At 26.3% G+C, this 13,852-nt stretch carries 16 protein-coding genes and 1 pseudogene; 11 read left to right on the top strand and 6 right to left on the bottom strand.

Translation table 11 applies throughout. The features are described from left to right. Positions 1-2: 2 nt before the first annotated feature. Entirely contained in the window at positions 3-947 is a 945-nt protein-coding gene (locus H0H77_RS02780; protein WP_185851531.1) for a bifunctional riboflavin kinase/FAD synthetase, read from the bottom strand. A gap of 71 nt (positions 948-1,018) precedes the next feature. On the opposite strand from H0H77_RS02780, the gene atpD reads away from it, so the two are divergent. Together atpD and H0H77_RS02770 are read left to right on the top strand one after the other, a co-directional pair. Then, positions 1,019-2,509, top strand: coding sequence for a F0F1 ATP synthase subunit beta (gene atpD, locus H0H77_RS02775; RefSeq protein WP_185851530.1), 1,491 nt, complete (start codon positions 1,019-1,021; stop codon positions 2,507-2,509). Between the two features lie 35 nt (positions 2,510-2,544). Beyond that, on the top strand, positions 2,545-2,778 hold the full coding sequence (locus H0H77_RS02770) for a F0F1 ATP synthase subunit epsilon (RefSeq protein ID WP_185851529.1): 234 nt from the start codon (positions 2,545-2,547) through the stop codon (positions 2,776-2,778). Here H0H77_RS02770 and pdxA read toward each other — a convergent pair. Then, complete coding sequence (gene pdxA / locus H0H77_RS02765; protein WP_185851528.1) at positions 2,773-3,807, bottom strand: 4-hydroxythreonine-4-phosphate dehydrogenase PdxA; 1,035 nt, start codon at positions 3,805-3,807, stop codon at positions 2,773-2,775. The two genes, H0H77_RS02770 and pdxA, sit on opposite strands and share 6 nt — an antisense overlap. 62 nt (positions 3,808-3,869) lie before the next feature. Here pdxA and H0H77_RS02760 point away from each other — a divergent pair, with 62 nt between their 5' ends. Further along, positions 3,870-4,466: a riboflavin synthase gene (locus H0H77_RS02760; RefSeq protein WP_185851527.1), complete on the top strand. Its 597-nt coding sequence runs from the start codon at positions 3,870-3,872 to the stop codon at positions 4,464-4,466. Here H0H77_RS02760 and H0H77_RS02755 read toward each other — a convergent pair. Beyond that, positions 4,461-6,050 (bottom strand): phosphoenolpyruvate carboxykinase (ATP), encoded by a 1,590-nt coding sequence (locus tag H0H77_RS02755; protein ID WP_185851526.1) that lies wholly within the window; start codon positions 6,048-6,050, stop codon positions 4,461-4,463. The genes H0H77_RS02760 and H0H77_RS02755 overlap by 6 nt on opposite strands. Positions 6,051-6,147: 97 nt before the next feature. Here H0H77_RS02755 and H0H77_RS02750 point away from each other — a divergent pair, with 97 nt between their 5' ends. The 6 genes from H0H77_RS02750 (at position 6,148) to H0H77_RS02725 (ending at position 9,881) form a co-directional block, all read left to right on the top strand. Next, complete coding sequence (locus H0H77_RS02750; RefSeq protein WP_185851525.1) at positions 6,148-6,438, top strand: acyl carrier protein; 291 nt, start codon at positions 6,148-6,150, stop codon at positions 6,436-6,438. A gap of 39 nt (positions 6,439-6,477) precedes the next feature. After that, on the top strand, positions 6,478-7,746 hold the full coding sequence (gene fabF, locus H0H77_RS02745) for a beta-ketoacyl-ACP synthase II (RefSeq protein ID WP_185851524.1): 1,269 nt from the start codon (positions 6,478-6,480) through the stop codon (positions 7,744-7,746). Between the two features lie 13 nt (positions 7,747-7,759). After that, positions 7,760-8,524: a ribonuclease III family protein gene (locus tag H0H77_RS02740; RefSeq protein WP_238783789.1), complete on the top strand. Its 765-nt coding sequence runs from the start codon at positions 7,760-7,762 to the stop codon at positions 8,522-8,524. A 4-nt stretch (positions 8,525-8,528) separates the two neighbouring features. Beyond that, a complete protein-coding gene (locus tag H0H77_RS02735) occupies positions 8,529-9,317 on the top strand; it encodes an alpha/beta fold hydrolase (RefSeq protein WP_185851522.1) in 789 nt (262 codons plus the stop codon). After that, positions 9,292-9,573, top strand: coding sequence for a GTP-binding protein (locus H0H77_RS03110; protein ID WP_185851521.1), 282 nt, complete (start codon positions 9,292-9,294; stop codon positions 9,571-9,573). The genes H0H77_RS02735 and H0H77_RS03110 overlap by 26 nt, the downstream gene beginning before the upstream one ends. A 74-nt stretch (positions 9,574-9,647) precedes the next feature. Then, positions 9,648-9,881: a hypothetical protein gene (locus H0H77_RS02725; RefSeq protein ID WP_185851520.1), complete on the top strand. Its 234-nt coding sequence runs from the start codon at positions 9,648-9,650 to the stop codon at positions 9,879-9,881. Between the two features lie 3 nt (positions 9,882-9,884). Here the strand turns inward: H0H77_RS02725 and H0H77_RS02720 are convergent. The 3 genes and pseudogenes from H0H77_RS02720 to H0H77_RS02710 all read right to left on the bottom strand — a co-directional run bounded on the left by H0H77_RS02720 (position 9,885) and on the right by H0H77_RS02710 (position 11,982). After that, positions 9,885-10,309, bottom strand: a pseudogene (locus H0H77_RS02720) (type II 3-dehydroquinate dehydratase). After that, on the bottom strand, positions 10,287-11,030 hold the full coding sequence (locus H0H77_RS02715; RefSeq protein WP_185851519.1) for a pseudouridine synthase: 744 nt from the start codon (positions 11,028-11,030) through the stop codon (positions 10,287-10,289). The pseudogene H0H77_RS02720 and the gene H0H77_RS02715 overlap by 23 nt, the downstream one beginning before the upstream one ends. 16 nt (positions 11,031-11,046) lie before the next feature. Further along, a complete protein-coding gene (locus H0H77_RS02710) occupies positions 11,047-11,982 on the bottom strand; it encodes a mevalonate kinase family protein (RefSeq protein ID WP_185851518.1) in 936 nt (311 codons plus the stop codon). 136 nt (positions 11,983-12,118) lie between these two features. On the opposite strand from H0H77_RS02710, the gene H0H77_RS02705 reads away from it, so the two are divergent. Together H0H77_RS02705 and H0H77_RS02700 are read left to right on the top strand one after the other, a co-directional pair. Further along, positions 12,119-13,006, top strand: coding sequence for an NAD kinase (locus H0H77_RS02705; RefSeq protein WP_185851517.1), 888 nt, complete (start codon positions 12,119-12,121; stop codon positions 13,004-13,006). A 109-nt stretch (positions 13,007-13,115) separates the two neighbouring features. Continuing rightward, a complete protein-coding gene (locus tag H0H77_RS02700; RefSeq protein WP_185851884.1) occupies positions 13,116-13,847 on the top strand; it encodes an isoprenyl transferase in 732 nt (243 codons plus the stop codon). Positions 13,848-13,852: the final 5 nt, after the last annotated feature.

Here is a 13,852-nt window from a genome sequence, read left to right as displayed (position 1 = left end):
TATTATTTTGATCTATATTTATGAAAAAAATTTTTTATTTTTATTTGATCTTTATCCATTTGTATTTTTAGATCTTGAAGTGTATTAAATCTTTTTTCTTCACGAATAATTTGAAGTATAAAAATATCTATTTTTTTTCCATAAATATCTTGTTTAAAATCAAAGATATGAACTTCTATCTTTACTTTTTTATTTTTTCTTTTAATGGTAGGACATACTCCTATGTTCAACATTCCTTGATATTTTTTATGTAAAAAATTAATTTTCACAGCATATACTCCTTTTTTTGGAATTAATTTTTTTGTATCTACTTGAATATTAGCAGTGGGATAATTTAAAATTCTTCCAATTCCATTTCCTTTGATAACAAAACCTGATAAAGTATACGAATACCCTAAAGCTTGATTCGCCCATTCTATATTTCCTTTGATAAGAGATTCCCGTATATTAGTAGAACTTATAATTTTTTTGTTGAATTTATAAGGATTCACTTGATAAATTTTAAATCCATAAATAGGAGAAAATTTTCTCAAATGATGAGAAGATACATCTCTGTCTTTTCCAATATGAGAATCATATCCTGTGATAAATTTTTTTATTTTTAATTTAGAAGATACAATTTTTTTCAAAAAATCTTTTGTACTTAATTTTGAAAAATTCACAGTAAAAGGATGAATAATCAAGTGTTCTATTCCTGTTTTTTTCAGATTATAAATTCTTTCAGAAAGAGTATTTAAATAAAAAATTTCTCTGTTTGGTTCTAATATTTCTTTTGGATGTGGATGAAAAGTAAGTAAAACTGAACAAAACAATTTTTCTTTTTTTGCTCTAAGAACTAAATCATGAATAATTTTTTGATGGCCTCTATGAACTCCATCAAAAACTCCGAGTGTAAAGACACATGGGATAAAAGAAGAAAATTCATCAATGAATGAATAAATTTTCAAATTTTTTTTATCTTTTTTCTTTTACATTTACAAATATAAATGATTTGCGTATACTCTATAGAAAAAATTCTATGCACAAGAAAAAATTAAAAGGAAAAATAATTAAAATTATAGGACCCGTTGTGGATGTTTCTTTTAAAGAAGTTTCTTTTCTTCCTAAAATATATGATGCATTAAAAGTGAATTTACATAATAAGAAAATTGTACTAGAAGTCCAACAACATATTGGAGAATCTACTGTTCGTTGTATATCTATGGATACAACAGACGGATTACAAAGAGGAAAAGAAGTAGAGGTTATGAATGGTCCAATTTGTATGCCTACAGGAGAATCTATTAATGGACGTGTATTTAATGTTTTGGGAGATAGTATAGATGGATTAGATAATTTAGATAAAATTAAACCTATTCATAGGGTTCCTCCAAAATTTAAAGATTTATCTACTAAAACAGAGATACTCTATACAGGAATTAAAGTTATTGATCTGATAGAACCTTATCCAAAAGGAGGAAAAATTGGATTATTTGGAGGAGCTGGAGTAGGGAAGACTGTATTAATACAAGAACTAATTAATAATGTAGCAAAAGGACATGGAGGACGTTCTGTATTTGCAGGAGTAGGAGAACGTACTAGAGAAGGAAATGATTTATTAAGAGAAATGTTGGAATCTGGAATTATAAAATATGGAGATTCTTTTATGAAATCAATGAGAAAAGGAAATTGGGATTTGACTAAAGTAGATAAAGAAGCTTTAAAGACATCTAAAGCTGCTTTTGTTTTTGGACAGATGAATGAACCACCCGGAGCAAGAGCTAGAGTTGCTTTATCTGGATTAACATTAGCAGAGTATTATAGAGATCAGTCTATAGAAAAAAAAGGACAAGATGTTTTGTTTTTTATAGATAATATATTTAGATTTACTCAAGCCGGATCAGAAGTTTCAGCTTTATTAGGAAGAATTCCTTCGTCTGTTGGATATCAACCAACTTTGTCTTCTGAAATGGGATCTATGCAAGAAAGAATAACATCTACTAAAAAAGGATCTATAACTTCTGTACAAGCGGTTTATGTCCCTGCAGATGATTTAACAGATCCAGCTCCAGCTATTACGTTTTCTCATCTAGATGCAACAACAGTTCTTTCAAGAAAAATAGCTTCTTTAGGAATTTATCCTGCAATTGATCCATTAGATTCTACTTCACGGATTTTGTCTCCGGATATTATTCATAAAGATCATTATGATTGTGCACAACGTGTTAAAGAAATTTTACAGAAATATAATTCTTTGCAAGACATTATAGCGATTTTAGGAATAGAAGAATTAAGTGAAGAAGATAAATTGACAGTTTTTCGTGCTAGACGTGTTCAACGATTCTTATCTCAACCATTTCATGTAGCAAAACAGTTTACAGGAATTGAAGGGGAATTTGTAAGAATTGAAGATACAATTAAAGGATTTAATATGATAATGGATGGAGAATTGGATAATATTCCAGAAATAGCTTTTAATTTGAAAGGAACTATTGAACAAGTGATAGGAACTGTAAAAAAAGTAGGATAGAATAGATAAATAATAAAAAAAAAATATACAAAACAATGCAGGTTACAATTATTAATTATGAAAAAGTTTTCTATCAAGATAGCGCAACATCTATAACAGCTCCTGGATTAAATGGATTTTTTCAAATATTAGAAAATCATGATTCAATGATCTCTCTCCTAGGAGGAGGATTCCTAAAATTATCTTCTTTTAAGAAGAAAAATTTTATTATTAAAATAAATGGAGGTTTGTTACAAGTAAAAAAGAATATTGTTTTTATTCTTTTATGAAAGATCTTTTTCTTTTGAAATTTTCATATGTTCTTTTCTATTTTTGAATATTTTTATTGCACTGAAAATAGCTTCTTCAAAAGATTTTTCATTAGCAATTCCTTTTTTGGCAATATCATATGCTACTCCATGGTCTGGGGAAGTTCGTATATGAGAAAGTCCTGCAGTAAAATTGACTCCTTCATTAAAGGTTAATGTTTTAAAAGGAATTAACCCTTGATCGTGATACATTGCTAAAATAGCATCAAAATAACGATAACTATGATTTCCAAAAAATCCATCTGGAGAATAAGGACCAAAAACTAATAATTTTTGTTTTTGAAATAAATAATCAATAGCTGGTTTAATTTTTGTTTTTTCTTCATCTCCAACTAAACCATTTTCTCCTGAGTGAGGATTACATCCTAACACTGCCATTTTAGGTTTTTCTATAGAGAAATCTATTAATAAAGATTTATGTAAAATCTGTACAGATTTTATAATTTTTTCTAAAGTGAGTTCTGAACTCACTTTTTTCAATGGTAAATGATTAGTAACTAAGGCAATTTTTAAAGTATCATGAATCATTATCATTAATGATTCTCCTTCCAAAACATTTTGGAAATATTCGGTATGACCAAAAAAAGGAAATCCTTTGATGTTCATCCAATTTTTGTTTACTGGAGCTGTTACAAGAACATCTATTTTATCTTCTTTTAAAGCTTTAGTTGCTTTTTTTAAAGATAAAATAGGATATTTTCCTGAATCAGGATTAATTCCAATAGAATCAAATTTAATATCTTCTTTCCAAATATTTAAAACATTGATTTTATAATCAACAATCTCTTTGAAACTTTTTATTTCTCGTATATTGCTAACTTCGATATTTAGAATCTTCTTATAATAAGAACACAATTTTTTAGATCCAAATAGTATAGGTGTAAAAAAATCTAAAAGTTTTTTTTTACGGCATACCTTTAGAAATATTTCCATTCCTATTCCATTGAGATCTCCAGTAGAGATTCCCACTCTAATTTTTCTATTTTTCATAAAAGCATTTAAAAATTATTTTAAATTATATTTTTTATTAAAAAAAATAAATTATTTTTTATATGTTTACTGGAGTCATAGAATGTACAACAAAAGTCCATAGATTATATCGAGATAAAAATAATCTTTGTATCACTTTGAATAATCCATTTTTATATAACGAAATAAAAATTAATCAAAGTATTTCTCATAATGGAATATGTTTTACCATAATAAATATAAATCACAATAAAAAAATTTATTCAGTAATTGCTTCTGAAGAAACTTTCTATCGTACTAATTTAAATGTATTAAAAATAAATGATGAAGTAAATTTAGAACGTGGAATGAAAATTAATGAAAGATTAAACGGTCATATCGTACAAGGACATATAGATACAACAGCTAAAATCATTGAAATAGAAAACAAAAATGGAAGTTGGATTTTTTCTTTTCTTTCTAAAAAAAGTTTATACAATGTGGTTGTAGAAAAAGGATCTATTGCCATAAATGGAATCAGTCTGACTATAATAAAATGTGCTAAATTCAGATTTAGCACATCGGTTATTCCTTATACATATGAAAAAACAAATTTTAAATATTTAAAAATTGGAGACATTGTTAATGTGGAATTTGATATTTTAGGAAAGTATATTTTGAGTAAAAAAAATGAATTATAATATTTTAGGTTCTCCAGATGAGAGACTTTTATTTGTGTATTTTCTGTATTTATCAAAATGTTTAATAAATTTTTTTACAAGTTTTTCTACTTGAATTTGATACATTTTTTTATCTTTCCATGTTTCTTTGGGATTTAATATATCAGAAGATATTCCCGGACAATATTTTGGAATTTTAAAATTAAAAATAGGATCTTTTTCATAAGGAACTTTAGATAAACATCCATCCAAGGCAGATTTTACAAGTTTACGTGTATCTTTTAATTGGATTCGAAATCCTCCTAGGGAATCTTCTCCAGATATAAATCCGGTATTAACCATCCATACGCTTATTTCCGTCTTATTTAATTTATCTATTAGCATATTTGTGTATTGAATAGGATGTAGAGGCATAAATGGAGCTCCAAAACAAGAAGAAAAAGTTGCTTGTGGTTTTTTTATATTTAATTCTGTTCCAGCGACTTTAGAAGTGTATCCCAATAAAAAATAATAAGCAGATTGTGCTTTGTTTAATTTTGCTATAGGAGGCAATACTCCAAAAGCATCATAAGTTAGAAAAAAAATGTTTCTTATATTGGAAGATAACAATTTTTTTTCAATATTCTTTACAAAAAAAATAGGATAACTGATTCGCATGTTTTGCGTGATAGAATCATTGAAATAATCAACTTCTTTTGTTCCTTTTTTAAAAACTACATTTTCCAACATAGCTCCTTTTTTTATTGCATGATAAATCATTGGTTCTTTTTCTTTAGAAATTCCCAATATTTTTGCATAACAACCTCCTTCAAAATTAAAAATAATGTTGTCATATGTCCATCCATGTTCATCATCTCCTATTAATTTTCTATTCTTATCTCCACTGGAAATAGTTGTTTTTCCAGTTCCAGATAATCCAAAGAAAAGAGCAGTATCTTTTTTATGAATTCCTACATTTGCAGCACAATGCATAGGAAATACATTTTTATATGTAGGAAGTATGAAATTTAGAACAGAAAAAATGGATTTTTTTATTTCTCCTGTATATCCAGATCCACCAATTAATATAATTTTTTTTAAGAAATTTAATATAGAAAAATTTTTTTTCCGTGTTCCATCCGTTATTGGATTAGCATAAAATCCAGGAGCACATAACAATAACCAATCTGGAAGGATTCTTCCAATTTTTGGAATCCTTAAAAAAAGATTATGTATAAATAGATCAGACCAAGGATATTCACTAATAGAACGAATATTCAGCTGATAACGTTTATCCGAGCAAAGATAACCATCTCTTACATATAATTTTTTACCAGATAAATAATGAACGAGTTTTTGATACAAATTATCAAATTTTTTTTGATCAAATGATTGATTAAATTTTTCATCCCACCAAATTTTATTTTCTGTAATACGATCTTTAACAATAAATCTATCTTTAGGAGATCTTCCAGTAAAAGAACCAGTATTAATAGCCAATACTCCTGATTTTGTTTCCATTCCCATTCCATTTTTAATAATTATGTTTTGTAATTCATCAGGAGATAATTGACAATAATTTGAAGAATTTAGGATTCCGTAATTTTCTATAGAAAGAGAACTCATATTTTGTTATTGAATTTCTATGAAAGACAAATTTATATATGATTTACAAAAGTTTACTAATTTTGTATCATAAAAAAAAACAAAAACTATAGATTCTATGTCTGATATTGCATCAAGAGTCAATGCTCTTATCGTAGAAAAATTAAGTGTAGAAGAAAATGAAATTCTTCCAACAGCTAGCTTTACTAATGATTTAGGTGCAGATTCCTTAGATATAGTGGAACTTATTATGGAGTTCGAAAAAGAATTTAATATTAGTATTTCTGATGAAAAAGCGGAGAAAATTACTACTGTCGGTGAAGCTATACAGGCAATAGAAGATCTTTTAAATGAGAAAGAAAAGATGAATAAAAATCAAGAAAAAAAAGGTGAAGTTCCTGATTCTTAAAAAAAAGAAAAATGAATAATAATATTTATTATTTTGTTTATGGGAGGTATAGAGGAATTAAAGAGAGTCGTCGTTACTGGAATTGGTTCTATTAATCCAATAGGAAATAATGTAGAAGAGTATTGGATATCCCTTATTAAGGGAAAAAGCGGAGCTGCTCCTATTACATATTTTGACACAAAAAAATATAAAACTAAATTTGCTTGTGAATTGAAAAATTATGATCCGAGTGTTTTTTTTAGTAAAAAAGAAAGAAGAAAATTAGATCCGTGTGCTCAATATGGGATTTTAGCTTCTGAAGAAGCTGTTAAAAATAGTGGAATAAATTTTTCTAATGAAAAAAAAGAACGGATAGGTGTTGTTTGGTCTTCTGGAATAGGAGGTCTTTTAAATTTAGAAAAATCTATTTCAGATTATGTTAACGGGGGAAGATATCCTAGATTTAGTCCATTTTTTATTCCTAAAATGCTCATAGATATTACAGCTGGATTTATTTCTATGAATTATGGTCTTCATGGACCTAATTATGCAACTGTATCTTCTTGTGCTTCATCATCTAATGCAATAGTAGATGCTTATCATTTAATCTGTTTGGGTAAGGCAGATATTATGGTTGCTGGTGGTTCCGAAGCAGCTATTACGCAAAGTGGAGTAGGAGGATTTAATGCTTTGCATGCATTATCTACTAGAAATGAAGATTATCAAACCGCTTCACGGCCTTTCGATAAGGATAGAGATGGATTTGTTTTAGGAGAAGGATCTGGATGTCTAATTCTTGAAGAATATCAACATGCTAAAGAAAGAGGAGCTACTATTTATGCAGAAATAGGAGGAGTAGGAATGTCTGGAGATGCTTATCATATCACGGCTCCTCATCCAGAAGGAAAAGGGATTGTTTTAGCAATGACAACAGCAATTCAAGATGCTGGAATTGAATATTGTGAAGTAGATCACATTAATTCTCATGGAACTTCTACTATTTTAGGAGATCTTGCTGAAGTGAGAGCAATTCAAGAAGTTTTTCATGATAATATATATAATATTGATATTAATTCTACAAAATCTATGACAGGACATTTATTAGGAGCATCAGGAGCAATAGAAGCAATAGCTTCTATTCTTCCTTTAACAAAAAAAATAATTCCGCCAACTATTAATTTATTTCATCTAGATGAGAAGATAGATCCAAAAATTAGTTTTACACCAAACAAAGCTATAAAAAGAGAAGTAAAAATTAGTATATGTAATACTTTTGGTTTTGGAGGACACAATGTTTGTATTTTATTTAAGAAAATAGATGTTATTTAATAACATTTTTTTGATGAAAAAAAATGATGAAAATGATGATTCTGTTTTAATTAGTAAATTAAAAAAAATATTGGGTTTTTGTCCTAATAATTTAAAATTGTTGAAAAAGGTATTTATTCATAGCTTTTCAACAAAAAAAAGAAATTTTGATAAAAAGAATTATTTTTTTGATTTTCAAAGATTAGAATTCTTGGGAGATGCTGTATTAAATTCCATTATTTCACATTTTTTATGTGAAAGACTTCCTGAAAAAAAAGAAGGGGAATTAACTCAAGTACGATCTAAAATCGTATGTAGAAGAAATTTAAATGAAATTTCTAAAAAATTAACTCTTACAGATATTTTTTTAAAAAAAGAAAATACAATTATATCAGATAATATATTAGGAAATATTCTTGAAGCTTTAATAGGATTCATTTATTTAGAAATAGGATACAAAGGTTGCAAAGATTTTGTATATAAAAAAATATTACATTCTCATGTTAATGTTGCAAAGTTGCAAAAGGAGATTTTTAGTTACAAAGTATGGATTATAGAATGGTCTCAAAAAAACAAATTTTTTATAAATTTTAACACTTTTAGAGAAGAAAAAGGAGTTTCAGAAAAAAATAAACAGATAATTACTTATCTGTCTGAATTTACCGTTTCTAAATATGGAATAAAAACTAAAGGAAGAGGTCCGTCAAAAAAAAAATCAGAAGAAATTGCAGCTAAAAAAGCCTATTTTTTAATTCAAGAAAAATGGAAAAAAAAACAACTTAATAATAAAAACATATGATTTTATGTGTATTCAAAAAGAAAAAAAGTATTCTTATATAAAAAAGGGAAAAGGTCATCCCTTAATACTACTTCATGGGTTGATGGGAGGATTAAGCAATTTTAATGCTCTTTTAGATTTTTTTCCAAAAAAAGGATATCAAGTGATTATTCCTTCACTTCCTCTTTATAATAGGCCTTTATTTCTTACAAATATTTATAGTTTATCTAAATATATTGCTCAATTTTTAAGTGAGATAGGTGTTAAAAAATCGACATTAATAGGGAATTCTCTTGGAGGACATATTGCTTTAATAATAGCAAAAAAAAGATTGGATTTAGTTCACTCTGTTGTTCTTACAGGAAGTTCAGGTTTATTTGAAAAATCTTTTGGAGATGCTTTTCCTAAAAGAGAAAATTACGAATATATTAAAAAAAAATCACAGGAAGTATTTTTTAATCCTAAAATTGCTACTAAAAAATTAGTAGATGAAGTATTTCATATTGTGAATGATAAGAAAAAAGGAATTAAAACTTTGTATCTTGCAAGAAGCGCTATGAAATACAATATGTCAAAAGATTTGTCTATGATTCATCAGCCTATTTGTTTAATTTGGGGAAAACAAGATCATGTAACCCCTCCAGAAGTAGCGAAAGAATTTTATAGGCTGCTTCCTCATTCTGAATTACATTGGATAGACAAATGCGGACATGTTCCTATGATGGAACATCCAAAAAAATTTATAGAAATATTAGAAAAATGGCTTTCTAAATTTGAAAAAAAAAACTATGAAAATTCTTTCAGCACAATTTAAAGGAAGTATGGTCACTTCAAATCAATTCTTTTTTTCTGATTTCCCTAAATATGTTTTTGCTGGACGTTCTAATGTAGGAAAATCTAGTTTAATTAATCTTATTATTGGAAAAAAACTTGCCAGAGTTTCTTCCCATCCTGGAAGAACAGAATTTATTAATTATTTTTTAATAAATCATCAATGGTATTTAATAGATTTACCCGGATATGGGTATTCTACTAAAAAAAAGAGAGAAAAAAAAAAACAGATAAATTAATCAAAGACTACATTTTTCATAAAAATTTTACTTGTTTGTTTTTATTAATTGATTGCAGAATTACACTACAAAAAATGGATATAGATTTCATGCAAAAATTGAAAATATTTGGAATTCATTTTTGTATTATTTTTACAAAAACAGATAAATTAAATAAAAGAAATCTTAATAAAAATATTTTTTTACATAAAAAAAAAATTGAAAAAAAATTTTTTTCAATTCCTAAATGTTTTCAAGTTTCTGTAAAGAAAAAATATGGAAAAGAAAAAATTATTCGTTTTATTGAAAAATTTCATAATTTGAAATAAATTTTATAAAAAAAAACTGATTATTCCCAACTCATAAGATTTTAATCCAAATCCAAAAATAGTTCCTTTGCATACAGAAGATAAAAATGATCTTTTTCTAAAAGATTCCCTTGAATGGACATTAGAAATATGAACTTCTATAACTGGAGCTGGGATTGATTTAATAGCATCAGCAATCCCTAAAGATGTATGAGTGTAAGCTCCCGCATTAATTACAATTCCATCTGATTGAAATCCAACAACATGTAAAATGTCTATAATTTTTCCTTCGTGATTACTTTGATAATAAGTGATATCTATATCACAAAAAAGTTTTTTTTTTTCAATTTTTTCAGGAAGTATACAAAACTTTCAGTTCCATATAATTCTGGTTCTCTTTTTCCTAAAAGATTTAAATTAGGACCATTAATAATGCTTATTTTTTTCATGAATTTTTATTGTGTTATTTATTTCTTTTTTATTTAAAAAACACCAACATCCTACTTTAAGATTTTTTTTAGTGAATCCTCCAAAATTCACTCTGTCTAGTTGTATAACTTGATAAGTTAGTTTTTTAAAAAGGCGTCTAATCACTCTATTCCATCCTATATGTAATCCTATTTTTATTCTATTTTTTCTATTTCCGCAGGAAATAAAATCAACTTTGATTCTTCCTTCATAAAGAGATATCTTTCCTTTTCTAATGAGATCAATATCTTGGGGTTTAATTTTTTTGTTTAATAAAACATGATATATTTTTTTAATATTATATTTTGGATGAGTTAATTTTTCAGTGAGAGATCCATCATTTGTAAGAAGTAAGACTCCTGTGGTTAAACGATCGAGTCTTCCTACAGGGAAGACTCGATTATTAGAAAAATTTGGTATTAAATCCATAACTGTTTTTCTTTTATATCTGTCACTTGTAGAAGTGATAACTCCTTTTGGTTTATTAAGAAGTATATATATTTTTTTTTTATTTTTAATGCGATGTCCATGTAATTTGACAATATCATTTACGTGAATTATAGTTCCTAGTTTTGAAACATATTTTCCATTCACTTCTACAACTCCTGATTGAATCAATTGATCAGATTTTCTTCTTGAAGAAATACCTGCATTAGATAAGTAATGATTTAATCGTATAAACCCATCTTTTTTTTTGTTCATTATCAACTTTTTTTCTTTAAAAACGAAAAAGAACTTCTGTTGTATATTTTTTTAGTTTTTTTATAGATAAATCATAATTTGGAGTAAATACTAATAAGAAACCTCCTCCTCCAGAACCACACAATTTTAGATAATGTATGTTCGTGAAAAGTCCTTCTTCCCATATTTTCAAAAAATTTTTTGGAATCATAGGACGAAAATGATGAAAAACCCAAGCGGAAAGTAACTTGACGTGTTTTAGTAAAACTTTAAAATCTCCTTTAAGAAAAGTTTCTATACATTTTTCATTATATTTTATAAATTCTTCTTTCAATATTTTTCTAAATTTATCATGTTTTAATTTTTCTAAAAAAAATTTTATCATGGATGATGTTTTACTGGGTTTTCCTGAATCTAGTAAAAAAATAGCTCCTTTTCCTTTTTTTATTCTTTTTGTAGGAATTCTTATAGAAGAGATATTCGTTTCTGAACGAATAAGCAAAGGAATATTTAAGTAACAAATTAAAGGATCAATTCCAGAACTTTTTCCGTGAAAAAAAGATTCCATTTGACTAAATATTTTCCTTAAATTTATTATGTTTTCGTGTTTTTTTGTACATTTTTTCAATTTACTTATAGCATATTTCTCATAAATAGCGGCAACTAATGCACCTGAACTTCCAATTCCATATTTTTGAGGAATGTTTGAATAAAAAAAAATTCCTTTTTGAATATCCTCATATAATTTTTTCAGATTTAATGAAACTAAATTTTTATTTTTTTCTAGAAAAAATAAAAATTTAAAATATTTTTCTAATTCTAAATTAGAAGAAAAAAATTCTCTAGAAGAAGTAGATTGAAATTTTAAAGTTCCTTGATAGGAATCATGAGGAATAGAAAGTCCACTAGAATTTTCCAAAATTCCATATTCTCCAAACAAAAGAACTTTAGCATGAAATAAAGATTGTTTCATTGTTTTCTTTTTTTAAAGAAACAAAAAAAACAAATTTAGTTTAATTAAGACGAAACTAATTAAGTAAAATGTGAATAAATCAATAAAATTTGTAATTTTTATTTATTTTAAGAAAAAAAAATTAAGTAAATACACAATGAAAATAGCCGTATATGGACAAAAATTTGTTAAGAAAAATATTCCATACATGAAACAGTTCATAGGCTATATATCAAATCATTCAATAAAAATTTATATTGAGAAATCATTTTTTAATGTTTTATCTTCTTTTGAAGAATTTAAAAATTTGAATTTTCCAATTTTTTCTCATTATAAGGAATTAACAAAAGATTTCAGTTTAATGTTTACTTTTGGAGGAGATGGAACTATATTATCTGCTATTACTCTAATTAGAGATTCAGGAATTCCTATTGTTGGAGTCAATACAGGAAATTTAGGATTTTTAGCAACTTTTAACAAGGATGTTTTTCTAAAAAAAATAGATCAAATTTTTAATCAAAAATTTCATTTAATTCCTCGCAGTTTATTATGGTTAGAAACTTCGATCATAAAAAATCATGATCTATTTTTTAATTTTGCGTTAAATGAAATAGTGATTTTTCGTAAAGAAACAGTTTCCATGATTACTATAGATGCATATATAGATAATGAATTTTTAACATCTTATTGGGCAGATGGATTAATTATCTCTACACCTACTGGTTCTACCGGATATTCTTTAAGTTGTGGAGGGCCAATTATTACTCCAGATAATAAAAATTTTGTTCTTACTCCTATATCTCCACACAATTTATTTTCACGTCCATTAATTATTTCAGATCATCAAAAAGTACATTTAAAAATACATAGTCGTGTTCAATCTTATTCTTTGTCTTTGGACACTCGGCTTACTTCTTTAAGTCAGGAGAATGAATTATCTATTAGAAAAGCTCCTTTTTATATATATTTAATTCAAGAAAAAAAACAAACTTACTATAAAACTTTACGAGAAAAATTATTATGGGGAATGGATCAAAGAAATTAAAATAAAAACAGTCTATCTTTTCTTAATTTTCTATATATATTTGTTAGTTTAATTATTAGTCTACTAAAAAAGTTAAGTAGAGTCGAATAGAACTATGGATTATGATTTTATGGAAAATTTGTTAGAAAAAATAAATTACAAAAATATTCCTCATCATGTAGCCATTATTATGGATGGGAATGGACGTTGGGCCGAAAAAAGAGGGAAGTTAAGAACATTTGGTCATGAAAATGCAATTCAATCTGTAAGAGAAACTATAAGTGTTGGAAAAGAATTAGGAATTCCCTATATTACTTTATATGTTTTTTCCTCAGAAAACTGGAATCGTCCAAAAAAGGAAATAGATAATTTAATGCGTCTATTTCATGTTAATTTAAAAAGTCATTTAGAAGAAATTCATGAAAATAATGTCAAAATTATTCCTATAGGAGAAATAGAAAAATTTTCTAAATTAATTCAAGAAGAATTGATTTTTTTTAGAAAAAAAACGAAACATAATACATCGGGAACTTTAATTTTAGCCTTAAGTTATGGAGGAAGAGAGGAGATTTTGAGAGCAACAAAAAATATTGCTGAAAAAGTTAAAATTGGACATTTGTCATTAAATGATGTAACTCATTCTTCTTTTAAAAATCATTTATATACTAATGATATTCCAGATGTAGATCTTATAATTAGAACTAGTGGAGAACAACGTATCAGTAATTTTTTACTTTGGCAATCTGCTTATGCAGAATTTTATTTTACCAATGTTTTATGGCCAGATTTTCGTAAAAAAGATTTTTTTGAAGCTATAATAAATTATCAAAAAAGGAAACGTAGATTTGGAAAAGTTGGATAAGGATA

Origin of the sequence: Blattabacterium cuenoti (assembly GCF_014251255.1) — a bacterium.
GTDB lineage: Bacteria > Bacteroidota > Bacteroidia > Flavobacteriales > Blattabacteriaceae > Blattabacterium > Blattabacterium cuenoti_W.
This window is presented reverse-complemented; position numbering and strand designations above follow the sequence as displayed.